Origin of the sequence: Gimesia alba (assembly GCF_007744675.1) — a bacterium.
GTDB lineage: Bacteria > Planctomycetota > Planctomycetia > Planctomycetales > Planctomycetaceae > Gimesia > Gimesia alba.
Genome location: NZ_CP036269.1, coordinates 61,234 through 85,745 on the forward strand (window position 1 = coordinate 61,234; position 24,512 = coordinate 85,745).

Here is a 24,512-nt window from a genome sequence, read left to right on the forward strand (position 1 = left end):
CACAGACAGAGAGTACGAGCGACTTCGATCCCACCATACAGCGCACGTCAGAAAAAATCGACTCTGCCTGCGAAAAACAAAACACGGCCGATGCAGGCGTTCATTTTTTCTGAGTCGAGAGGACCTGCTTGATCTGGGGCATCAACAGATCGGCCACCATTCGCTGCCCCTTGGTATTGGGGTGAATGCCATCCAGTAACAGATCATGGGCCGACTGACCGGGTTGTTTCGCATACGTTTCAAAGGCGGCGTAGATATCGACCAGGGGCACGTTGGTTTCTTTGGCGATCTGTCGCACCGTTTCGGCATACGCCTTCAAAAACAGATTGAAGCCGTCCGGATCATCGGGGTCATAAGGCGGTTTGCCATACAGTTTTTGAATGCGGGGAATCCATCGCAGAGAATTTGGCGTCATCAGAACCATTGCGATCTGTTTCTCTTTGAGTTGTTTGATCAACGAACGCAGATTGGCCTCGTATTGATCTTTCGACACGCGTGATTTCGTAGCCGGCGGATCTTTCCAGACATCGACGGCGGAATCGTTAATACCATATTGAATCACCACCAGATCTGGTTCATGCTGCAGCACATCTTTTTCAAAGCGGGTGACTGCCTGCCGCGTGTTGTTGCCACCAATGCCCGCGTTGATCACTTTGACCGGGATTCCCTGCTGCGGCAATTCTTTCTCCAGAATCATCGAATACACCACCAGCGGTCCCCTTGTCGCCGTGGTCGAGTCGCCGAACGTGACGATGGTGAATGGTTCTGCCGATTCTTTTTCCGCAGCAGAGAGAGATGTGTCGAGCAAACTGCCTGTTAACAGTGAGCAACAGAAGAGGAAAAACGCAACACGGTGAACCATGGAAATAACCTTGTCTGTGATGCCGAATCAATGAAGAAAGCTGAGTGCTATCGAACTAGTTTAGACTAAACGATGACAGCCGGGCTCGCAATTGTGATTCCGCAGGTAAATCAGGGGGATGCTGAATATGATTGGGAGACACACTGTCCGGTAAGCAGCACCTCAGTTGATTCCGTCGATAACCGAAAGGTTCAGGTATGGACATAGCACCAGACTGCTGTTACAAATGATTTTTCCAGACAAACATAAAACCCTGTTTCAACCACCGATATTTCCATTGAAAAAGCGATCAAACCAGATGGAATTCCAGTACGTTCTTTTTGCCCGGAAATTCGATGCTTGACCAAAATCCCCCAGAGCCGTCTCAATTAGAGAACCGGTGCCTGCAGAATGTGGGGCGGGGTTTACTGGGCCTGTCTGTCGTCAGCTGGTTCGTACTGATGTGGCCCATGTGGTCAGGTGGTCCGCTCGTAATGGATGAGCATGGTTCATACTGGATCATCGATTCCGGCTTGCCCGGTACCTCTCTGATGCGCAGCCTGGACTACGCTGCCATTCCACCTCTTTCCAGTTGGATTCAACAGGTGTTTCTGACGGTGTTGGGGAAATCGGAATTCACGTTTCGTCTTTCCTCCGCCCTTTGCGCACTGGGGGCCATCTTCGTCAGTTATCTGGCTGGTAAGGAGCTGGGGTCTCCACTGACCGGGGGCTTGGCTGCGCTCCTGGTTGCCTGGCACCCGGAAGCGATGGATGAGGTGCGCATTGCCCGTTGTTATGGACTGGTGTTATTGCTGGGTGCAACTGTGATTTGGGCAACAATTCGCTGGCATCGCACTCCGGGTTCGCTGCGGGTGGCGCTGTTCTGGAGCCTGGCCTCGGCTGCTTTACTGTGGACGCATTATACCTCGGCTTTGCTGGTGATTCTTTCTGGTCTGTCGGTCGCGGTTTCCTCTTTTGTCCGTCGTGATCTCAGTCGTGCGACTCTTTCCCGGCTGTTGGTTGCCGCCTTACTCGTCAGCGTGTTGTGCGTACCTTTAATACCCTCCATTTTCCGTCTCAAGGAATGGGGGCCGATCTTGAATTTCAGCGACAGCAGCACTTCCATCTGGAACGTAATTGGTCCGTTCTGGTGGGTCGGATTACCGGTGGGAGTTGTCGCGGTGATCGCGTTGGCGCGCAGTCGTCCTCAGCAGGAAATCTCACGATCGGGACTGTGGATCACCGGCGCCTGTTCGCTGCTGCCGCTATTGATTTTAGCCGCGCTGGCTTCGAGTGACATGTCGAGCCTGGCGAACCCCCGCTATCGGGTGGCCTATGCACCGGCAGGTGCCTGCTTTCTGGCGCTACTGCTGACATCTTCCCGGTACTGGAAAGTTTCTATCGGTGCAGCGCTCGTGGTGTTAGTTGCCTCCTGGTCACTCACTCCACTGGGACCCTGGGAACTGGGCAGGCTCGGGTCTGCTACGGAACAGGAGTGGCGGGAACTCAATGCCTACGTTGCGGATAACGCGAAACCCGGCGAACCGATTCTCGTGCAAAGTGGTTTAACAGAGAGTTATCTGGTTCCGTTTTATACGGAGGATCGGGTCTTTCTGGAATATGTGGCTTGCCGCGTGAGTCGGTTTTATGTGGAAACAGCGCATCCGCGTTACGCCCTGCCTTATGTCTGGAATCCGCAAACGGGCGTGATCGACTTCTTTCGCGAGCTGTTACAGAGCTGGCATTCCGATCCCGGTTCGTTCTGGGTCGCCTGTGCCACCGATACGGACCTGAATCAAAGTTCTCTGAATGGAATCCAGGCCATTGCACGGGAGACCGGCTTCGTTCCGCTGGAAACGCAAACGTGGCCCAGTGCGACGCTCATCCATTTTCAGCGACAACCAGGAAGCAGCAAATGAGCGAGTTTTCAATGATTCAAAAACAGCATGTGGAATCACTCTATTCGCAGAAAGTGATTCGAGCCTGTGCGGACCCTCATCCCGTAGAACCATTCCAGTGTGAAGTTTGTGGAGCAAACGTTGCGCAACCCGTTTTCCTGCTTCCTGGAACGACATACCGCATCGTACATTGCACTGAATGCGGCCTGGGAACTCTCTATCCCCCTCCCACACTGTCAGAGATCAGTGCGTTCTATCCGTCTCCCTATTATGGAAGCGGTGGTAAAAAGTTCTCAGGACTAGTGGAAGCAGTTGTCAGAATGGTGGGAGCCAGACTCTCTCGATTTCTGGTGAAACAGATTCCGTCCCAGGGACGGGTGTTAGATGTCGGGTGTGGGCGCGGAGTGACTCTGAAAACACTGGCGAATGCCGGGTTGGAGGCCCACGGTTTTGAAGTGAATCGTGACGCCATCAAAGGGCTGGATTCACGGATCCAGGCAAAAATTGCTCCCTCTCTTGTCGAAGCAAATTATGATGCTGAATATTTTGATGCGATCATTATCTGGCATGTTCTGGAACATGTATCGGAACCTCGAAAGACATTAGCAGAGGCCTGTCGCATTCTTCGGCCAGGGGGTGTGCTGGTTGTTGCCGTTCCCAACGCTTCGAGTTGGCAGGCAAAGATCACAGGGCCGGCGTGGTTCCACCTGGATCCGCCGCGTCACCTGTTCCACTTTCCGCTTCCCGCGTTAAAACAATTGCTGACATCGGTGGGATTTCAATGCCAGCGCACGCATCATTTCAGCCTCAGGCAGAATCCCTTCGGGTGGATTCAGAGTATCCTGAATTTTATCCCGTGGCTGCCGCGCAATGGATTGTACAGCCTGCTCCATCGTCACGGTGAACGATCAGGTTTTGCGATGCCATTTTCCCGAGGGATGCGCATTCAGATGTATGCACTGTTTGTCTTGCTTGCGCCTCCCGCATTAATGCTAAGTGTTGCAGCCGCTCTTTTCCGGCGCGGTGCCACCGTGCATGTTGTCTGCAGACGAGAGCCGAATGCTGACGAAGAATGATTCGGTTTGCCATTCTGGTTCAGTCTGTTCCAGGAACGGCATCAGCTCCCGTCTCGCAGGCTGTGGTGACAGTACTTTAAAACAGTGCAGCGATGCCACGTTCACGTCGACAACTGGAGAGCTGCGCAAGATGAAAGCCGACATGGCTCGTCAGAATATGCGCCAGCAGTTGCCCGTTCGTTTCAATGGCGGTGCCGTGCAACAGCTCAATCGGATGCGGTTGTGCCATCGCTGCCGCATCCGCGTTGGCGGCCAATGCTCTGAGCGTTTCGTAGGCACTCGTATTCGCCGCGATCAGTGCCTCGCGCGTCAAACTTGCATCCGGCTGAACTTCGTCGCTCGACCCGGGACCAAACAGGGGAACCCATTCAGGATGCGACACGCTGCCTCCCAGAAACGTCTGTCCCATCTCACCCACAATCCCGAGGTGACCGAGAATCCAGACCGGCGGATGCCCGTGCCCCGATCCCCGTGTGAAGAGACAATCCTCAGGTAGATCCGCCATGATGGTTTCGAGCTGCTCCAACAAGAACTGGTTGAGTGTGATTTCGTTTTCGAACATAGCGATGCTCCATTTTTTCGATGATTGATATCTCTGCTAGAATACGGTAGCCAGGAGAGAATAGGCTGTCAATAATGAGAAAAGGAAGGTTCACTATCGGAGTGGCTTTGTTTCAAGAAATGCCTTGTCTCTTTCATCTTTCGATTTTAGTCCCAAGGATGATCTGAATGCTGATCTATCTTGTTGTGTGTCTGTTTTTTGTGGGGGTGTTGCTCAGTACGCTGTTCCTGGTGATGGTATTTCTCCAACTCTGTCTGGCTCACTACCGGATAAAACCCTGCATCGTCGCAGTGACAACTGCAATCATGACCGGCGCACTGCTTGAATTTTCTGGCTACTCACTAGTATTTGACCTTCGCTGGATCTTTTTGCCGCTGATCTCTGCTGCGCTGGTGACGGCTGTTTCGCTTACGAAGGATGAATGGAAGCTGATGGGTGCTGCCCCGATGCCGGACCAGTTACCTGTTTCCCGCTGGCGAGATATTGTGCTGGTTGTAGGGGGAGTGGCTGGCGCTGCTGTAGGCGTGGCAACGGGCGCCGGTAAATCGATCTTGCTCTCACTGAATTATGATGTTTTAGGGAACACTGTCGAAGAACTCAGGGAAGTCTACATTGCTGGCGCACTCTTTGGTTTTCTAGTTGGTGCGTTTCTGTCGCTCTTCTTTTGGATCATCGGTGTGCGTTATTTTCGGAGATTTTGAAGGGGTGGGCACCAAAATCAGTAACTGTTTTCTAATCACGAACGGTAAGAAATGAACGAAAATATTTCAAAAGAAGTCGCTGATCGATGCAACAACTGGTCTGTCTGGCGGCAGGGGGATGATGGGAATCGATTTCTGATCGAGGAGGAATTGTCCGAAGGAGCCGCCCGACAGATGGTGGCCGAGTTCGAGGCACGTGGGCATAAACAGCTTTACTGGGCAACAAGGAAGACGTAGCGGGCTGCTGTTGTGCAGTCAGTCTTGTTGCTAAGTACCTGGGCCGCAGAAAAGTCTCATTAGCCGAAGGGCGTTAGCCCCGGTTAGGCATCGCACTGCTGAACGCGTCCGAAGAAAACGGCGGCTAGCGCCGTGCCGCTCAGGGTCGGGGATTCCACAAGATCTTCGCGCATGAAAAAAGGGTTGGAAGCCCAAACTTCCAACCCTTGTCGTACGTAGTACTCCTGTTTGTGTAACACTTACAATCTGGTCACAATTCGCAGCCGACTACTCAGACGCGAGCGCCTGTCTTGGGTTCATCAGTTGTGACTTGCTTCCAGTGTCATTGTTATACACGCATACTTCGGCAGTGATGCTGCGAGAACTTGAACTCTCAAAACAAAAACTTTTTCAGAAACCGCGTGCCGGAAATTTAACCGTCAGGACTTTACTGAATGGTAAAATTGTTCCATTCGCACTGCCGACGTTTGAACATACTTCGATGCGTTTCGTTTTCGTTGTGAGTGTTTAATGTGCTTAAATCTGATTAAAGTTCCGGAATCGGATCATCGGCTTTGATGTCGACTTCTTCCCAGTTTGCCTGACCGTTTTCGTAACGCAAAATGCGATGCTTGCTGCCGGGCGCCGGTTTTTCGTTGATGGTCGGCAGCCAGGCGCGGTGCTCTTCGATCAGCTTGGCGAAATTCGGGTCATTGCTCAGGTTTTTCCATTCGGCTGGATCCTGTTTCATGTCGTAGAATTCTTCCGAGCCGTCGGCATAGTGAATATAACGATAGTTCTCCGTGCGAACCGTCGTGTTATTTCGATTATGCGACGTGATCGCGGGCCACTTGCGGGGCGTGTTGGCATCTTTCAACTGCGGGACCAGCGAATGCCCTTCCAGATCCATGCGGGGAGGCAAGCCGCAAAGTTCCACCAGCGTGGGATAGATGTCCAGCAGTTCGGCGGGTTTGCTGCAGACGGCGCCTTCCGTAATTCCCGGGCCGGCAAAAATCAGCGGGACACGGGTCGAACGTTCCCAGAGTGTATTCTTGCCCGTAATCAGTTTCTCGCCCAGGTGCCAGCCATGATCGGACCAGATCACGATGATCGTATTCTCGTCCAGATTATTTTTCTCCAGTGCTTCCGTCACGCGTCCAACCTGACTGTCGACAAAACTGGTACACGCCAGATACGAGCGGACCAGGTTTTTCCATTGGTTGGCTTCTTTCAAAAATTTGAACCGTGGTTCAGGCAGCTTCCAGTGCAGATACCAGGAAAAGCGGGGCGTGTCGTCGCGGTCGGTTTCCAGGAGCGGGGGGAGTTGCAGCGTCTCTTCCGGATAGAGGTCAAACCACTGTTGCGTCGCGTAGCAGGGAACGTGCGGCAGGAAAAAGCCGACCGACAGGAAAAAGGGTTCCTGCGGTTTTTTGTTCAATTGATCGACGGCCCAGCTGGCGACTTTCCAGTCTCCCTTGTCTTCATCTTTATGAGGAAACGTGCCCCAGTCCACCAGCGGATGCGGGTTGGGAGTTTCGACCAGCTTCTTCGGAGGCTTCACACCCACGCCAGCGGGGGGGCCGAGTTCGTTAAATTCCTTGTCGTTTTTCTTACGCCCGTAACCGCCATGGTAGATCTTGCCGGTGCTGTAAGTTTTATAACCGTTCTGTTCCAGATACTGTGGCAGCGTGACACGATCCTTGAAGCGATCGACGGTGCGGAACCAGGGGGCCAGTCCATAAATGCCGGTCGTTGTCGGCCGCAAGCCCGTCATCAGACTGGTCCGCGACGGATTGCAGAGCGGTGACTGACAGTGTGCGTTTGAGAATAGTGTGCCCCGCGCAGCGACCTTGTCGATATGCGGCGTTTTGATCTGGGGATGTCCGTTCAGACAGCCGATCCAGTCGTTCTGGTCATCAATGGCGATAAACAGAATATTCGGCTGTTTCGCAGCCTGCAGTGGAGAAGAAAGAGAGCAGAGTAAAACGATCAACATCAGCCAGCGCATCTGAAGTTCCTTTCGACGAATCTTCGCATGATGAATAAGAATGGTAGCTCTTCATCATACACACGCGCCGGAAGGAAAGAAAATGCCTGATACTGATATTTCCTCACCGATTGAGGCTCTGACGATCTTCTAAATCGATCTAATGTTCTTTTCTATAGATAAATCACAACACAGCCGGTTATTCCTCAACCACAATTTCCACCCCGGACAGCAGTGTACGGCCCTTGATCGGCGTCAGCTCTACCTTCAGGTTGTTCGATGCGGGAATGCCTTTGAATTCTCGCACGATCGCGCGGTTTGCACCCTCAGCAGCGTTGACCACATCCAGACCTTGCAGCACAGGTTTGCCCTGCAGGCTGACATCGAACAGGCGCTCTCCCGGCTTTGTTTCGTCCGGCTCTAAAAAGTGCAGGCGGACGGTATAGCGACGTTTTTTTGTTTCAACGGAAGAAAGCGTGACGGTTAAAACAGAAGCACCTTCCACGCCTGAAGCAGCGACCCATTTCTGGTTACCAGTTTCCACGAATGCCGAGTGTTTGTGAAAGTAACGCAGGTCTTTGCCTTCCAGTTTGAGGGAGACGACAGGCGAAGAACCTCCCACGTTGGGATAGTCCAGCCAGAGCGTGCCGTTCTCTGCCTGACGGTCGCCGGGCGCACCCAGGTTGACGCCCAGTTTTTGCACCTGATCGGTTTTGGCATTCAGCGCCAGTGCACTGTAGCTCCAGACTTCCGATTCCGGCACATGTGTCAGCGCTAATGAGGTAAACAACGAATAACCGCAACTGCATCCGTGAGCCATGTTGGGTGAGTTGAGTACGCCGTTCGCGGGCACCAGACTGTTGCGGCAGCCGGTGCGGAAGCCTTCCAGCCGCGAGGTGTTCGTACTGTCGATATCACAGAAGCCGGCTGAGCTGGCGCGAAACGTCATCAGGTGCGGGCTGGCAATGGCGTAGTTACAGTGGTGACCATCCTTGGTAAATTCCCAGGGAATCGGTTTTCCGGTGATCGGGTTCGTACGCAGAATCGGTTCGCCGGTTTCGAGATCATAAGATTTTCCAGGCCCGCGTTGATCGAGAATGCGGTCGTTCCAGATGATGACTTTGTCCCACAGCGTTTCGGGATGTCCGCGAAATCCCTGGCCAGTGGAATATTTCTTCCAGAGTTCAGAACCATCTTTCCCACGGAAGGCTGAGATGCCGTTGCGGTTGGTGACCAGCATCACATCTTTTTTGTCACTATACGATAACCAGGTCCCCACGACATCGGTCTGATGTTCCCAGAGCAATTTACCGGTCTGGACGTCGATGGCCTTGATAAAACGTTCGGCCAGTGCATTGGGAATTTTTCCCCGGCGTTTCCAGTCGCCATAAAAGTTTTCCAGTGCGCCGTCGTAAACATAGATCCGGTCTCCGCTCAGCGAAACGACGGGGAAACTCATCTGTGCTTTGTGCGTCCAGATGACTTCGCCGGTGTGACGGTTGAGGGCCACCAGTTCCAGCGGCAGTAAGCCGTACTTCTTGCCGATTTTGGGAGAAATCCGAAACACCGACGTCAGCAAGAGATCGCCTTGAATGCGAATGCGTCCCCAGCGATCTTCGGGGTGGGGCAGTTTCATTGTCGCCAATGTTTTTCCCGTTGCCGGATCGAGTCGCAGGCATTCGTTATCACTGGTGACGAGATAGATGCTGTCTTCAATGGCGATAAAATGAAATCCGACCAGTTTGCCATCGTAGCTTTGGCCGCGGCGTCCCGGGCTGTCTTCCGGTGTTTCTTTCAGAGGAATCTGCCAGAGAATCCGGCCCGTATAAACGTCAACGGCGGTCAGCTTTCCGGGACCCTGCAGAAACATGCGGCCTTCGATGACCGCCATACTGGGACCCCAGTCGTGACGATTGTAAAATAGATCGCCGTGACCGGCGGGACCGCCAAACCAGAGCACGCCCAGCGGCGCTTTAACGAGTTCATCGCGTGACATCAGAGTATTGGAGGCGTCGCCGTACTCGTGGGTCCAGTCGGCAGAGCCGGGCAGTGAGCCCACACGTGACAGCAGCGTGAATCCGTCGACCTGTTTGAGAGCGGCGCGCGGCAGTTGCTTGCCGGCGACGGCGTTTTCCAGCGTCTTGAATTCGGCGTCCGTCAGTTCCAGACACGCCTTGCCACCGTAGGGTCGCAACGACTTATAAATGGTATGCCAGTCTTCCGCAGCCAGTGATTTACCGAGCGCGGTGAGATCTTCTGAAACGATCAATTCGGCCATGTAGGCTGGCAGTTCGAACGTCCGCGGATTCCCTTGATGGACGACCACCCGCGATCCATACAGACCGGCGGCATCGAACTTCGTACGCAGTGTCTCGACCTTTGCTTTGTCTGGTTCTACGGCGATGAGCGTCAGCTGGGATTGTTGAATTAATTCTTCCAGTAGACGCCCACTGCCGGTTCCCAGCACGAGACCATAACCGTTGCCGGGTTTTGTCAGCTGCAGCATTGTTTGGGTTTTGCTCGTCCAGTCATCCTGCTGCTTCGCCAGTTCGCGTTTCTCTTCAGGAAATGTTTGTGGCTTGGTCTGATTCTCACCAAAGCAGAGCAGGTCTCCCTCTTGTGTCACGACAACGAGTGCACCATTGGCAGCAATCATCGTGGCGGGCGTGCCATCAATGGTTTGAGTCCAACTAACGTCAGCACCTTTTCCATCTTCCTTGAGATCCAGTGCGAAGATCATATTGGCCTGATGGCCGTACAAGCGATTGCCGGCTTTCAGATCGAGTTGCACCGGATGCGCTTTGACCCAGGCGTCATATTCTGCTTTCGGCATGTTTTGCTTCGGGGGTAGCGGCAGGCTCCAGAGCTGGTTGAGCAGCGTTTTGGTGACTTCTTTGCCGCGATGGTCTGTTTCTTTCACGATCTTTAATTTTTTGAGATCGTAGGCGACGACATTTCCTCCCTCGCCAAAGTAGACGACATTTTCTGCCAGTACCGGATTGCGAGCAGAAACCGCGTACTCCTGTTTGGCATCCATCTGGAACGTGGAGCCGCCGTGAAAGATGTAGGGGCCAATCGAAGAGACGTGATAATTGGTCGCCCGGTTGCCATATTTATGTGTGATGAATTGATCGGTCTTGAGGTCGAGGCAGGCGGCGACCGAGCGTCCGCAGGGGATCAATAGTCGATCGCCATTCTTGACGAGATAACCTTGGGGCGTGATATCCTTGAGCGTTTTGATTTCGTATTTCGGCGGTGCGAGTGAGGTGCCGGTTTCGGCATCCAGCGTATAGAGAAATGTGCCTTCGAACGGCCAGACGCCACAGGTGAAATAGATCTTTTCTTCAGAGAGCACCGCGCCACCTCGAATAGGCCAGACCGAAGCCAGCCGTTCGTTCGCCAGCGCTTTGCGATGATTGGGAGCGGCCTGAAATTTCCAGCGCAAACTGCCGTTGTCTGCATCGAGGCAGTAAAAATAACCATCGTCGGCCGAGAAATAAATGTTCTTGCCAGAAACCAGGGGCGCGAATCGAACGGGGCCGTTCGCATGAAACCGCCACTTTTCTTTTCCGCTGGAAAGATCTAAAGCGGTGATGCTATCATTGCGGGAAGAGCCGACGTACAAGGTTTGCCCGGCAACAACCGGTTCATAGTGTGCGTCGAATTGAATTCGGGGGTCTTCAGGCCAGGCCGGCTTGAGTGGCCCCAGTTGTCGTGTCCATTGTAAATGCAACGTGCTTGGGAGTTGCTCGTCAGTGACGGCGGTGCGCTGGGCATTGTTCCGCCAGGTGGGCCAGTCGGCAGCGGAGGCAGAACAAACAAGTAAGAGCAGACTCAAAACAGAGAAGCTGAACGAACCAGCCACACGCACAACGGGGGAAGACATGCAAAAACTCCCTGAACGAACTATGAAATGTCTGACGGTAGACGATCAATCAATCATCTCTGATCTATTAAACTAACGGAGTGAGAATCGTTTTAACAGGCACGTTTGTTTGCTTCACGATAAATTCACGCGCGTTTCATCTGGTCATCTCGTTTATTTCAGAGCGATTCAGTACTGCAGAAGCCCTTTCAAAACCATGATTTATCGCAATCTCCTCTTTTCTCTGGATAGCATAAACAATTATTGATATATTGGTCGATAATCAAAGCAGGCGATTTCCATTGGCTCAGGTAAAATCATGCTTTCTTTCTGCGAACACAACGGTATTTCTGGACGACGTGAATTTCTCCGCGTGGGAGGTCTGGCGTTAGGTGGCTTAACGCTGCCCGGATTACTGTCAGCGAAAGCGCAGGCCGCCGGTTCGGGGAGACTGCTGAAAAATAAGTCGGTCATCTTTCTGTTTATGCACGGCGGCCCGAGCCAGATTGAAACCTTCGATCCCAAAATGGACGCCCCTGCCGGCATTCGCAGTGCGACCGGTGAAGTGACTACCAGGATTCCCGGCGTGACCTTTGGTGGCACATTTCAGAAACTGGCACCGCTGGCAGATCGGATGTCGATCGTGCGTTCCTACCGGACAGGCGACAGTCGGCACGATATCAAGCCGATTGTGCACAAGGACACGCTCGATGCGAATCTCGGTTCACTCTATTCGCGCGTCGTCGGTTCGAATCATCCCGAGAATGGCATGCCGACGAATGCGGTCCTATTTCCGCAGGCCATTGACGACAAAATGATGCCCGCCATTACGAAGTTCGGCAAGTTCGATTCGCACGGCTTAATGGGCAGCGCGTATGCACCGTTTGTGCCTGGTGCGGGCGGCGACATGCAGTCGAACATGACGCTGTCAATTCCCCAGAATCGGCTCGATGATCGCCGGCTGTTATTATCGAATCTCGATCGTGCCCGCTGGGCGGCTGATAAAAGTGAAACATTTGCTGCATCGTCGCATCTACAGCAACAGGCCTTCGATGTGATTCTGGGCGGCGTTTCAGAAGCCTTTGATTTATCAAAAGAAGATCCCAACGTCGTAGCGCGTTACGATACAGCACCATTAGTCAAGCCGGAACAGATCAGCACACGCTGGAAGAACTACAAGCGGTATATCGACAACGCACAGTCACTGGGCAAGCTGTTGTTGATGGCCCGCCGTCTCTGCGAAGCCGGCTGTGGTTTTGTGACCATCACGACCAACTTTGTGTGGGACATGCACGCGGACAAAAACAATGCCGGCGTTGAAGAGGGCATGGACTACATGGGGGTTCCCTTCGACCATGCGGTTTCCGCGTTTATGGAAGACGTACGGGACCGCGGACTCAGCGATGACATTCTGCTGGTCTGTTCGGGGGAAATGGGCCGTACCCCGAAAATGAATACGCGCGGCGGCCGCGATCACTGGGGCAATTTATCGCCGTTGATGCTCACCGGCGGCGGCTTGAATATGGGGCAGGTCATCGGCCAGTCCACGCGCCACGCCAGCGAACCACAGACCGAACCCATCGAACGCAAAGATTTGGTTACCAGCATCATGCACACGCTGTTTGATCTGGGAGAACTTCGCATCACCCGCGGTGTGCCTAACGAAATCGTCCAGGTCGCCACCGCCGGTAACATCATACCCGGCCTGTTCTAAAACGGTTTTCAGTACCCGCCCCTTTCAGTCTTTTCTCGATCAGCAAAATATGCCTTGACTTACATACTATGTCACACATAGCATATAGGTAACTGAGTCGTGCCATGGTCCAATCGATTGAAAGGAACCGACATGCGAGTCGAACGCGAATTGATGCGCGGCGCCGGTCCGGTGGCTGTATTGAAGCTGCTGGAAGAGGGTGCCAAGTATGGTTACGAACTGGTGGAAGCGCTCTCCACACAGACGGGGGGCGTGCTGGACATGGGACAGTCAACGCTGTATCCCTTACTTTATAACCTGCAATCGCAGGGACTCATTCGACCGAGCTGGCAAGAATCGGAAAGCGGCCGTAAACGAAAATATTATTCGTTGACTGCGAAAGGGAAAAAACGGCTGGCGAGCGACACGGCTCAGTGGCTGGCGGTGGCAACCGCGATGCAGAGCCTGGGAATCCTGCCGGAGGCACTGCCCCAGTTAAGAGGGGGTGAGGCATGAACGCTCCTTCAACTGACAATCAACGTTGGCGTAAAATTTTGCAGACCCCCGTTTCGCAACTGCTGCGCGGTCAGATTACCGGACCACAATCACCGCTGGAGCAACTTGATACTGCGTCGTTACCTGACGCTGTGGTAGAATCCATTCGCGCGATCACAGATCGATTGAGCGGACGCTTTCAATTCAAAGCCGCCCGGCAGCTTGTGAAGTCGAGCAAGGCCGTTTTGCAGGAAGGCTGTGCGGAATCACAATTGGTTGAACAATTGAGTGAACCCGAAAGTATTGCGGCACTAATTCAAGTGACGGGAAAAACCGACTGGATTCTGCAGACACCGTTACCCGCTCGCATGTGGCCGACGGTTAGTGCGCTCGTCGGTCAAAAACATGTTCGCAAATCGGCTGCGCGCAAAGTGCTGAGCCATGTCTGTCGAAGTTTTCAATGGCAGCTGGATGCAGGACGAACTCCCGAAGCCTTGATCGAAGCCAACGGTGATGCCATTTCCCTGGGCGGCTTGCTGTATGAGACGAAATCAGTGGCGCCGCTGTTGGACTTTAGTCTACCTGAAAGTCTCAGTTCTGTCGTACTCGACGTGGTACGACAAACGCGGCTCTGGCCCGAGGAAAAGCTGGATACCGCGCGCGAGCTTTGTGCCCATTTTGCCGATGGTCTGGAGCAGGGGGAAACGGAGGATGCGCTGATCAAGTCGTTTGGTTCTCCCAAAACGACGGCGCGGTTGATTCGCAGAGCACGCCTCCGAAACCGTCCTTTCGCCTGGCGCGCGCGGCGAAGAACGTGGCAGACGATGGTAATACTGATGATTGCCGTCCTCGTGCCCTGGTCTGTATTAACAGTTCGGTTTCTGGTCGCGAAACCGACGATTACCTTTGATTTGATTCAGGAAGCCGATGATCTGAGTCGTGCAGTCCCCCGGCAAGAACGTGCGTGGCCCCTTTATCTGCAAGGATTCTCAAAGTACACCAAAGACGATCAGGCCCAGTTTGGCAAGCTCCGCCTTACCGGGTTGATGGAAGGTCCTGCCAGTGAGGATTGGCCTGATGCGAAGGAATTTCTAAAAAAATATGTTGCTGTGGTGGAACTATATCTTCAAGCAACTCGCCGACCCAAACTGGGATTCATCAACCGGCCGAATGTCAACGACCTGGGAAAATATCGAGAATTGAACCGGCCGTTTGAAGTGAACGCGGTGGATAAGGAAGAAATCTATATTTTATTGCCGCAAACCCAGGAACTGAGTTTTAAAGTGGTTCCCCTGCTCAACGGCGCCATTTATCTGGCAGCAGAAGAGGGGGACGGAGAGCGTTGTCTACAACTGCTGCGCGCACGAATCAATGTGGCATCGCATTATCGTCAAACCGGTCCCTATGTTATCTGTCAGATCGGTGCCAATGGGTTGATAGGCAGTGCAGCACAACTTGCGCAGCAAATCGTTGTGAGATACCCTGACCTGTTTACGGACAAGCAGCTGACGACCCTCTTTCAGAAAATAAAAGACACGCCGATCAAACCGCTCGATTTTGAACCTTCCAAGCGTTGGATCGAAAATTTAATCCAGAATTCCTACACCGATGACGGAAACGGCAATGGTCGATTTACCCTGCGTGGTTTCCAGATTCTCAGCGATCTGGCTGATGGCTCACCAGAAAAACAAAAGTGGTTGCAATCTGTGATTCCGGCTTTGTTGAAACAAAACACTTCACAAGATCCCGCAAGTTCGTCGCTCTTCCAGGCGATTGCTGGTCCTCTGGCAACACGGATTGCGGATCGAAAAGAGATGCAGCGGGAACTCTTATATTTGAATCAATTACTCTGGGAAGCGCGAATCGAACAGAGCGATGCTGCAAAGACAGCCTACATGTCAGAGTACCTGCGGTTGCTCGAATCACCACAATCTCGACTCAAATATATCTACGCACTGATGATTCTACCCTATTCGGAATCGACAGATTATTGGACGTCCACAGATCAAGCGTCTCTCGAGAGAGTGGCTGCTCTCACCATCATCGCAGCCGAACAATACCGCAGAGAACACGGACAGTTTCCACAAACGATTGAAGCACTGGTTCCCCAGTACTTTGCTCAGGTTCCCCTCGATCCCTTTACTCACAAACCACTCCCGTACGCCGTTAAAGACGAACGTCCGGTGATTGAGTCCGCCAGGCTGAAGAATTCGGGAGAGGAGTAAACTGTTCCATTTTTGACGAACCTTCAGACGTTTAGGTGGGTTAATAGAGAGCCTGTCGCCGGTCGGCACAGCAGTGTTGGTACAAATACCAATGTCATGAAAGACCGGTAGATCAACGCGAAGGCAATCCAAGATGGCGGCTCAAGATTTTCTCGTTAACTCCTTGTGGAAAAAGTGCTTAGCGGTCGTGGCTGGTGTCGTGATTTTTGCTGGCCCGTTCACAATCGTTTCAGGTCGCGATGCGTATGCAGGCACTCCCAATGTGAAAACAATCATTCGGGCATGGGAAGCGGCAGCGAATTCCGTGCGTTCGCTCCACATCCGGATGGAAGGCATCGATTCCCAACGCACTCTGGAGTTGGAGGGGAGAGTCTCAGTAGCAGGCAGCCAGCAAATGATCGACATGCCGCGCGAGATTGAGTATTGGTTGCACGCTAATGACAACAGGGAACGATATCATAAAATCTATATCGGCCCCTCTTCAGACGGTTTGATCCCGTTGGAGTTCACGGTCGTGAATACCAAACGGGAACAGAGAGAACTTAATCCAGGTGGGGTTGGGTTGAATCCGTACGACGAACTCAAAATCAATCCGCCGGCGGGTGTGCAGGATTACGAGGTCAATGCACTACGGATTCTTCTCAATCGAAGTGTCTCCGGCCAATCTTACTTTTCTCAAAGCAAGTTTGTTCTTTTGAAAGAGACAACTCAGGAAATCAACGGCGTCAGACATCGGGCTCTCGAATGTTCTGAGAAACGCGGGATACGAATCTGGTTTCAGGCAGCCGCACCGTTTCGCATCTCCCGGGTCGAGTTGGGACTGAGCGACCGCAAACGTTATGGACATACTGAGTACCGTTACGAATATCAGGACGCCAGTCAGCAGGCAACCGGTTCCCCCTTCCCCACACTGAAGGCGATTGAGGTCAGCGGCTATGATCCCACTGGCAAACTTCATCAACATTTACGGTCGACTGTTACCAAGTGGAATGTGAATCCGGAAATCAGCGAAAAGCAGTTTCAAATCGCGCCCGGCACAGGCGCGATCATCGCCGATTATACGGCAACGCCTGCTAAGCACTTTATCCGTCTGGCCGACGGCACTCACCGGCGGCTGGAACGCCACGAATTACGCCGTGACGCATTTCTGAAACTTTCTGCTGAAGTGAAGCGGAGTCCGATTAAAGCAGAAAATCCCGTGGAAAAAGAAAAGTTCCCGCCACCCGCAGTAAGTTCATCTTACTGGAAGTACATCGTCCTGGTCATGAGTCTGTTGCTGTGCTTATTTCTCTTCTGGCGTCGCCGCGGCGCCAATCGATGTCAGCACTAGCAAACGACTCCTGCACGGTGCTATTGCGTCCTCAGCAGTCCTGCATTACTATTGCCCCACCATTTTTACCCATCATCCATTTCTATAGAGGATTCATGAACCATGATCACAGTCGGCATGAACTATCACGTGCTTGAAGGCAAACAGCAATCATTCGAAGACAAATTTGCCGCCGTGATTGACGCACTTAACGCTGCCGAAGGGCATGAGAATTCGAACTTATGGAAAGACGTCAGCGACGGCGCTTCGTACATGATCACCAGCGAATGGTCCGATGAAGAGGCTTTCAAAAGCTTCATTCAGAGCGACGCCTTCCGCGACGTGACCAACTGGGGCAAAGAAGAGATCCTCTCCGACCGACCCCGTCACAAAATTTACAAGCACTAAAGCGAAGACAGCGATTCACTCATCGAGTTGGACTTCAATCTCACCCATGTCGAACCGTTCTCCCGGCTGGAGGATGAATTCATGGGTGACTTTGGGCAGGCCATCGACAACCGTCGTGCTTCGATACGAGGCCCCGGGAATCAGTGCGGGAAAATTCAATTGACCTTTGTCATTGGTAGTACATGTAGTGCGCAGTTGATAATTGTGCCGGTCGATATTTGCCACGAGATCTTCGTCCGCTAATGTTTCTCCCCGTTGAACTGCCAGAAACTCATACTTAGGTTGACCGGGAGTGACGACCAGATACAGACTGCCCAGCATTTTTCCCACGATGGGTTTTCCCTTGGGATCAATGTATCGCGCGCTCGCAGAGCCACAGTGTTTGAGCACAATTTTGGGTTCTTGTGTCTTCGTGCTGATTTTCGCAGCCGCGCCCAACTGGTTCTTTGGATCGAGAAAATAGACGGGGTATTCGACGCCTTCACGTAGTCCGTGAAGTTCGAATGTTCCGTTGTTGACTTCATCGGGAAAGCCCCGCCAGTCGGGCGAGGATGGTTGTATCTTTAGTCGTGAGATCATTAGCGCGTGCTGGATCGGTTGTCCCTGTTCATCAACAATCGTCCCAGAGATCGTTTTTCCCGGCTGCAGTTCAATCTTCATTGGTTTCAGAGTTTCGTCTTTTGCCGGGTTGATCTTCTGGAAGGCATGTGCATACATGCGTGTGCCTCCCGGTTTTCCGCTGTAGAGTTGTTGTGAGTCCCGTTCCTGCAGGATGTAGTCTTTCTCTGCGGCATGGAAGAGCAATGTTCCCGGACCGGGTAAGACAGGAATCGAGAACTTCCCCGCAGCATCTGTTTTCTGAATACCCTGCCAGCCGGTTATGATCTCATCGGATGTATTTTTATTATTAGTACTTTCGGGATAATATTGCACGGAAGCACCACTGAGTGGCTGACCGGTAACTGCGTCAAAAACGGTTCCTTGTGCGAGTGCGACTTTACCAAGTTTGATTTCAATATTTTGCGAGGTTGCCCCTGGACTCCAGCGAAGATCTTCCAGCTGTCGAATCTGGTACGGGCTGCCTTTCGGCGGATAAGCGATGATACCAAATCGAACCCCTGGTTGCGGATTCAAACGAAAACGCCCGGCATCGTCTGTTTTCCCTTCGACGGAAACCATTGAACCATATTGTTCCTGCTGGCTGGCCCAGATGGTGATGCGTGCGTTTGCGGCAGGCTTGCCGCTTTCACCAAGCAGGACTCTCCCCGCAAAGAACTGCGCCGGGGACAGCACGATAGTCGCGTCTTCACCCGGTTTGATATTCTTGAAGATGGCACGATATGTACCATCATTTTCACCACGTTCTTCAGGTAAACCTGAATTGAGAATCAATGACTGCGGTGCGAATTCTTCAGTGCCAGAAATTTTCAAAAACAGACCATCCCCAGCCGCAATGTTTTTCAGAGTCAGCAAGCCCTGTGCATCGGTTTGGAGCGATGTGGGCCAGATCTTCGATTTTGAAGTCGGACCGGCAATTCCCAAAGCGGGTTCAAGATGCATCTGATCTTTACTCGTGGGAAAAATACTCGTCAGTTCAACCGGCAATTGAGCCGCGGGACGCCCTTCCGGATTCACAAACCGAACTTGAACCAGTTGCTCTGGCGGTAGTTTCAAATCAGCCTGGGTTGGATTGCTGGTCAGATCCACCGTTCGCCAGGCGAATCCCGACTGGTTCGTCCGAGCGATGAGACTGGGAAGCGAATGGATTTTCGAAGAATAATTCTTCAATGACAGTTCAAAATAACCTGCGGTATCAGTGACACCCTCTCCCAGCAGTTCTCGCGTCAATGGCCAGCCGTCATTTTTTTTCGATGCCACGACTGCCACCAGCGCGCCGGCGGCAGGTTTTTCATCGGGGCCGGTAATCGTGCCGCGAACAATGAGCGGCTGTTTTTGTGGAGTCGTGTTTTGTTTGCCTGGCGTTTGCTTATTGGTGGAATTCATTTTTGTTTGTGCTACGGTAATGGTCCCCCCGGCAATGCCGACGATCATGATCAGTGTCAGGGCGATCAAGGACAGAATTTTGTTCTTTGACAGTCGCGTCAAGCGACTTCGTTTTTCATCAAGCAGGCCGGCGATGCGGTCTTCGAGTTTCCAGCGCGAAGTAAATAACCCGACCGTACCTGGCAGAAACCGATCCGGTTCACTCAGCCTGGCGAGTGCCAGCAACGTCCGGCTATAACAGGACGCCGCCGTTGTCGCTAACACATAATTATCGCAGACTTCTTCGCGGGCCTGGGCGAGCCGGCGGTTCAATACATTCACAAGCGGATGTAACCAGAAGAGTGCCGACACCAGATTTTGAATCAACAGGATCACCTGATCGCGTCTCGCCAGATGCGCCATTTCATGAATGAAGATCTCCCGCAACGATTCAGGATCGATCTGGCCCACGATTTGTGCCGGCAGGACGACCCGTGGCCGCAGGAATCCTGTTGAAACTGGACCTGCAACATGTTGCGAGAGAACTAGTTCTGGCAGACGTGTTCCCGGAAACAATCGTCCCGCCAGTTCAAGTACTTCTGCGAGCAGCGGATTCGTATTGGGTTTTGCCGACCGTAAAATGAACGCCAGACGGCACCAGCCAAACACGAGTCTGACCAATAACAGTATCGTTCCTGAAAGCCAGATCAACAACAGCCCCGGCATGATGGCGCGCAGCAGGGAACCAACCCGGGTACCCGTCGATGGTGCGGTTTGCGAAGCAGCGGCCGCCTCCTGTTGTGCTTTCGATAATTTGATCAGAGACCCTGACTGCAGCGTTTCCGCCACTGGTTTCTGTTCTGTCTGGTTCAGTACGTCAATGATTGTGGGTTGCTGTCGGTGAGTGGTCTCTTTAGAGGCATTGGGTTGCAATAAGGCCGCTGAAGAGGGCATTTCCTCGGAGGATCTTGCCAGAGAGGAACGGGCGACGGAATTTGTGTTTTCCTCCAACAGTGAAACCGTCAACAGACTGTTCCCCGCAGACTGCATGCAGAACGTGATTGCCGGACTGAGCAAGACCAGAATTAACGCTGTGCCCAACACGCCACACCGAACCGCAGGATTACGGCGGAGGCAAGTGGCAAACAATAAACTCACCGCAGTGACAAACGTGATTTGCAACAGCACATTGATGCCCCCAATCAGGAGCTGATCACCGGGATTTCCGAAATGAATTAGCATCATGACGATTCCTTTCGTCGTTGAGAAGAATGTTTCTGGTTTGTTTCTGCTGCTTCAATCATGGTGCGAATCCGTTCGGCTTCTTCGGAGGAAAGCCCCCGGTATTCCAGGAGTGCGGTGACCATCTCTTCCGCGGAACCGGCAAAAAAACGGTCCACCATCTGGGAAACCTTGGCACCCAGTGAGACCGTGCGCGGTCGTTTCGCAGAATAGACGAAGGTGCGTCCCTCCTGGCGGTGTTTCAGCCAGCCTTTTTCCTCCAGCCGCACGATCATGGTCTGCACGGTATTGCGCGCCAGCTCACGTCGTTGGGCCAGTGCATCGCGGGCTTCACTGACAGTGATTTCCCCGCGATCCCACACGAGTTCCATAATCTCCCGCTGCGCATCGGTCAGCGGCGCCGCATCTGCTTTGGCCATTTCAAGCTCCTGAAATCTAATGCCTACAAGTTGTAGGCTATTAATACCTACATCGTGTAGGTGTGTCAAGAAGAAATCGCAAAAAGAAATCAATCTGACCAGCCTGTGATTAAGCAACTACCGCTGAATCGAAAATCGGGTAGTCAGATTTCCCAGGATTGAAATTCCATTCCGGAAAAATCATTCAGGTCAATGTAAGCAGGTAAATCGCCAATCAGGGGGCTCACTTCCGCAAGCGAAATATGTTTTCCATAACTGCCTCGTTCCGCGGGAACGGGAATTTCCATCCAGATCGTATCGCCGGTCCTTGCAAACTGCAGCGTGGTGCCGGATTCGTCAATCAATCCGAAAAAGTCATCAGCTCCCTGTAAAAAATCGAGCGCCCGCTCCTGTGCCAGTGCCAGGTCCATTTCACAGGCATCCTCCGGGCTGACATATTCATTGGTCTGCTCGCAATAGTAAAAGGCTTGATATACCATGTTTTTGATACTCAGGTTATGGTTCGCACTGTTGAGACAAATTCGCATCCGCTGCACACGGTTTCAATCGTACCGTACTCAAACAGTCTGTCAATTGGAGACTGGAATTCCGCATCAACAATCCTTCAGGTCAGTTTAATGCCAAGATTGCTTCCGAAACTCACTGCGGACTTCCTCCAGTACATGCCGATGGAACAAGTAACCGAAGCCGGCTTTTTCAAAACGGAAAATCAGTTCGTTTCTGGTACAGGTCAGTTTCTCTGCGCAAGCATCGAGAGACCAGTTGCTGTCAGCCAGCTGCATCAATAGATACGCACGTCGGCACTGTGCTGCAGACAGACGATATGTTTTCAAATATTCCAGCGTTCCATTTTTCCTGACTATCGATTCGCCAATATGGTTTTCTGTTTTCGGATTCAATTCTGTCATAAAACGTTGCAAATGGAACGGCCCCATCCGGTAAACCATCTCGTAGCGGACCGGGCAGCCCAGCAGATTGTCTGACATCAGAGTATGCAGTTGCGACCAGTCGGACCGCACGCGGGCGACTTCGGTGCGCAGATCTTTCATTGACTGAACGCGATCGGCGTCGATCTCATCCGGGTTCAGACCGTTTTCCTGTGCGTACAGTCCATAGTAGTAGAGCAATTCACCATAGTCATCCGTCAATAACGTCTCGTGCAGCGCACGATAATCATCGGGATGAGATACGATGAACGCCGAGGCCAGCGCATCGCCAACGAAGACCAGCGAACCGACCTGATTTGTATGAATCTCAAACACGCGTAACGCGTCTTCCAGCCCTTTGATCCAGCGGCCTGGAATCGTCGTTTCAGAGCGCGGACTCAACCCATCGCGGATTGCTTTCCGGGAATACTCTTCCCAGATAATGTCGGGGCCGCCAAAATGCAGCGCGAGAAAACCTTCCATGGAAACATCCATCGGCAAAAACCGCAGGCGGTTCCGGTCTTCGCGAGCCCGCATTTTTTTCATGACGCGTGCCGTCATGAATCCCAGGTCATGGGCTGTCCCATCACTGGTTTTCGTCGATTTATTGGATCGAATTTGCGTACCGTAGGCGACCGCTGGTGAACCATCGTTCGTCCAGTCCGCGATGAAGGCATGCGGAATGTAAGAATAGTAGGCTGTTTTATTGTCAATCTGGACGGCGGCGATGTCCTCATAATAGGGGCGTTTCGTAAGACGCAAATCTTCGCGCACCTGTTTGCGCAGCACAGGAACCAGCCGCACGCCTCCCAATACCTGAGAGGGTGCGAGTGTCAGACCTTTCAGAGAAATCGTCTCCAGACAATCGGTTGTTTTGGGTTGTTTACGTTCCATCAGAGTTGAGCATCCTGTTCACACGCAATGCCAGATACTGTTCGAGTTCGTCCAGCGTTGCGGTCCCGGCGGTAAATTTGGCAAATCCCAGTATGATGGGAATGTCTTCCGCATCGCGCAGTCCCACCGTCGGGATTGTCGCTCCCAGGCGATGGGGCGCGTAATGATCGGCGTCGAATACCGGATTCATGTGGACGATTTCGGGTGTCTCTGTCTTACCAATCGCATCCCGGTACACGCGGGCCACCTGATCGACGAGTTGAGGCGGATCGTTTTCGTAACCGTCGGACACAATCACGATCAGATCGGGCCGCCATTCCAGTGCATCGAGCAGTGGTTCCGCGAGCGCTGTCTGTCCTGCTGCATGCGTCAGGAATTCAAACGAATTCTCTCCCCATGCGGGTGTCCAGAAAGCCCGGTATTCGGTCGCCGCACGGCGCAGCAGAGAACTGGCGGCCAGAGCGACCGCCAGGGGCCGATTGCGTTTTTCACGGCTGCCGGTTGCGGAGCGACTACGATCCAGAATCGTCGCCACGCGCCCCAATGAGAGTGGCGCGCGAGTCAATGCTTTGTCTGCCGCCGCTTTCAGAGCAGCCTGCAGTTCATCCGCTCGCGCTGCGCGTTGGCTCTGCTTTAAAGAGAGAATGTAGAGCGCCAGCTTGGTCAGGCCAGCCCGACTCAGGTCGAACTCAATTTCAACACCCTTTGTACGCGCAGCAGTTGACTGAAGACGCAGCTTCTCGGCGGCTGTCATTTTCGGTTCGATCTTTTTCAAAAACACATCACGGGGAATCTGATGCTTCTGAGCCAGCGATTCGGCTACGGTAAACGGCAACTCATAAATGGCAGCCGCACTGTATTGCGCCTGGCGATACTGGTTCAATAACGGCGTCGTGAACGACTTCTGACTGGACCGCTCAAACAGGAAAAGCCCCAGTTCCTCATCCAGTCGGGAATGAATGTGTGCCGCCGCAGCCCGATATTTGTTACGATACTTAATCGCGTCGAATTCGGGCTCGCGCCGCCAGGCCAGGTACGATTTGATTACAGCACGGGTCCGGCGGTTATTCACTCGATTTTGCTGCAGTCGCACAAACAAAGCATACACCCGGTTGGCAGGCAATTTCCGTAGCGCTGTGGCAATCAGCGCACCTTCTTCAGTACGCTGCTTTGTATCAGCGGGCGCACCTGCCTCCAGCAGGTTAAAAATAATCTGTTGCTGATTGAAATGATTAATGCCCGCCGCCAGCGTGCGCGCATAGAGTAGCCGATAGTTGATCAACACATAGCGGTGCAGGAATTCAATCGAAACGGACGTGCGATACAGATCGGTGTAATACTCGTTCTGGCGCGTGGCTGCGAAACAGGAATTGATAAACATGATCACGTCTTCCCGTTCGCACCGCTCGCGCAGTTGCTCTCGCTCCGTAGGTTGAACTTTCCCGTCCGTCACGGCTCCATTTTCCTGAAAAAGAAAAAAGTCCGTTCGGGGAAGATAAGTAGCGACGGGCTAAAAAGCTCTAAAGGCTAACGCGGAAGTCACTCCCAAGTCCCACGAACGGATATCTGAGTATCCCGCACCAGGGCGGGTAAGACAAGCTTAGAAGAAATGACATATATGAAGGAAACAAAGTTCGCTAGATAGTTGTATTTAATCGTTTTGAGTGTGATTCTCAAACATGCGATTTTTACCGAGATTTGTAAGTACTGAGGCTAACACCGTGCGGCTGATCTTGTTTGCGGTAATTTACCAGCCAGCGTTCCTTATTAGC

18 protein-coding genes are annotated in these 24,512 nt (G+C 52.7%); 9 read left to right on the forward strand and 9 right to left on the reverse strand.

All coding sequences use genetic code 11. From position 1 onward, the window contains the following. Positions 1-100: 100 nt before the first annotated feature. Entirely contained in the window at positions 101-862 is a 762-nt protein-coding gene (locus tag Pan241w_RS00255; RefSeq protein WP_145209215.1) for an SGNH/GDSL hydrolase family protein, read from the reverse strand. Positions 863-1,197: 335 nt separating this feature from the next. On the opposite strand from Pan241w_RS00255, the gene Pan241w_RS00260 reads away from it, so the two are divergent. Together Pan241w_RS00260 and Pan241w_RS00265 are read left to right on the forward strand one after the other, a co-directional pair. Continuing rightward, positions 1,198-2,760 carry a glycosyltransferase family 39 protein gene (locus tag Pan241w_RS00260; protein WP_145209218.1) on the forward strand — a complete coding sequence of 521 codons (1,563 nt, stop codon included), beginning with the start codon at positions 1,198-1,200 and terminating at the stop codon, positions 2,758-2,760. Beyond that, positions 2,757-3,815 (forward strand): class I SAM-dependent methyltransferase, encoded by a 1,059-nt coding sequence (locus Pan241w_RS00265; protein WP_145209221.1) that lies wholly within the window; start codon positions 2,757-2,759, stop codon positions 3,813-3,815. Before Pan241w_RS00260 ends, Pan241w_RS00265 begins: the two co-directional genes overlap by 4 nt. 76 nt (positions 3,816-3,891) lie before the next feature. Here Pan241w_RS00265 and Pan241w_RS00270 read toward each other — a convergent pair whose 3' ends face one another. Next, the gene (locus Pan241w_RS00270; protein WP_145209224.1) at positions 3,892-4,377 is read right to left on the reverse strand and encodes a DinB family protein; all 486 of its coding nucleotides are present in this window, start codon (positions 4,375-4,377) and stop codon (positions 3,892-3,894) included. 167 nt (positions 4,378-4,544) lie between these two features. Between Pan241w_RS00270 and Pan241w_RS00275 the strand changes: the two genes are divergently transcribed. Then, a complete protein-coding gene (locus tag Pan241w_RS00275) occupies positions 4,545-5,078 on the forward strand; it encodes a hypothetical protein (protein ID WP_145209228.1) in 534 nt (177 codons plus the stop codon). Positions 5,079-5,129: 51 nt separating this feature from the next. Beyond that, on the forward strand, positions 5,130-5,315 hold the full coding sequence (locus Pan241w_RS00280) for a hypothetical protein (protein ID WP_145209231.1): 186 nt from the start codon (positions 5,130-5,132) through the stop codon (positions 5,313-5,315). A gap of 526 nt (positions 5,316-5,841) precedes the next feature. Here Pan241w_RS00280 and Pan241w_RS00285 read toward each other — a convergent pair. Continuing rightward, the gene (locus Pan241w_RS00285) at positions 5,842-7,302 is read right to left on the reverse strand and encodes a sulfatase (protein ID WP_145209235.1); all 1,461 of its coding nucleotides are present in this window, start codon (positions 7,300-7,302) and stop codon (positions 5,842-5,844) included. A 178-nt stretch (positions 7,303-7,480) separates the two neighbouring features. Beyond that, positions 7,481-11,167: an outer membrane protein assembly factor BamB family protein gene (locus Pan241w_RS00290; protein ID WP_145209238.1), complete on the reverse strand. Its 3,687-nt coding sequence runs from the start codon at positions 11,165-11,167 to the stop codon at positions 7,481-7,483. A 298-nt stretch (positions 11,168-11,465) separates the two neighbouring features. Between Pan241w_RS00290 and Pan241w_RS00295 the strand changes: the two genes are divergently transcribed. The 5 genes from Pan241w_RS00295 (at position 11,466) to Pan241w_RS00315 (ending at position 17,276) form a co-directional block, all read left to right on the forward strand. After that, positions 11,466-12,860 carry a DUF1501 domain-containing protein gene (locus Pan241w_RS00295; RefSeq protein WP_145209241.1) on the forward strand — a complete coding sequence of 465 codons (1,395 nt, stop codon included), beginning with the start codon at positions 11,466-11,468 and terminating at the stop codon, positions 12,858-12,860. A 132-nt stretch (positions 12,861-12,992) separates the two neighbouring features. Then, positions 12,993-13,355, forward strand: a complete 363-nt coding sequence (locus Pan241w_RS00300) for a PadR family transcriptional regulator (protein WP_145209244.1) — start codon at positions 12,993-12,995, stop codon at positions 13,353-13,355. Further along, positions 13,352-15,559, forward strand: coding sequence for a DUF1700 domain-containing protein (locus tag Pan241w_RS00305; RefSeq protein ID WP_145209247.1), 2,208 nt, complete (start codon positions 13,352-13,354; stop codon positions 15,557-15,559). Before Pan241w_RS00300 ends, Pan241w_RS00305 begins: the two co-directional genes overlap by 4 nt. A gap of 133 nt (positions 15,560-15,692) precedes the next feature. Further along, positions 15,693-16,889 carry a hypothetical protein gene (locus tag Pan241w_RS00310; RefSeq protein WP_145209250.1) on the forward strand — a complete coding sequence of 399 codons (1,197 nt, stop codon included), beginning with the start codon at positions 15,693-15,695 and terminating at the stop codon, positions 16,887-16,889. 102 nt (positions 16,890-16,991) lie between these two features. After that, positions 16,992-17,276, forward strand: coding sequence for an antibiotic biosynthesis monooxygenase family protein (locus tag Pan241w_RS00315; protein WP_145209253.1), 285 nt, complete (start codon positions 16,992-16,994; stop codon positions 17,274-17,276). 15 nt (positions 17,277-17,291) lie between these two features. Here the strand turns inward: Pan241w_RS00315 and Pan241w_RS00320 are convergent, their stop codons facing one another. The 5 genes from Pan241w_RS00320 to Pan241w_RS00340 all read right to left on the reverse strand — a co-directional run bounded on the left by Pan241w_RS00320 (position 17,292) and on the right by Pan241w_RS00340 (position 24,193). Further along, on the reverse strand, positions 17,292-20,504 hold the full coding sequence (locus Pan241w_RS00320) for a M56 family metallopeptidase (protein WP_145209256.1): 3,213 nt from the start codon (positions 20,502-20,504) through the stop codon (positions 17,292-17,294). After that, on the reverse strand, positions 20,501-20,920 hold the full coding sequence (locus tag Pan241w_RS00325; RefSeq protein WP_145209259.1) for a BlaI/MecI/CopY family transcriptional regulator: 420 nt from the start codon (positions 20,918-20,920) through the stop codon (positions 20,501-20,503). Before Pan241w_RS00325 ends, Pan241w_RS00320 begins: the two co-directional genes overlap by 4 nt. A gap of 143 nt (positions 20,921-21,063) precedes the next feature. After that, positions 21,064-21,399 (reverse strand): hypothetical protein, encoded by a 336-nt coding sequence (locus Pan241w_RS00330; RefSeq protein WP_145209262.1) that lies wholly within the window; start codon positions 21,397-21,399, stop codon positions 21,064-21,066. A 135-nt stretch (positions 21,400-21,534) separates the two neighbouring features. Further along, a complete protein-coding gene (locus tag Pan241w_RS00335) occupies positions 21,535-22,740 on the reverse strand; it encodes an ARPP-2 domain-containing protein (RefSeq protein WP_145209264.1) in 1,206 nt (401 codons plus the stop codon). Beyond that, on the reverse strand, positions 22,730-24,193 hold the full coding sequence (locus Pan241w_RS00340) for a hypothetical protein (protein WP_198000233.1): 1,464 nt from the start codon (positions 24,191-24,193) through the stop codon (positions 22,730-22,732). Before Pan241w_RS00340 ends, Pan241w_RS00335 begins: the two co-directional genes overlap by 11 nt. Positions 24,194-24,512: the final 319 nt, after the last annotated feature.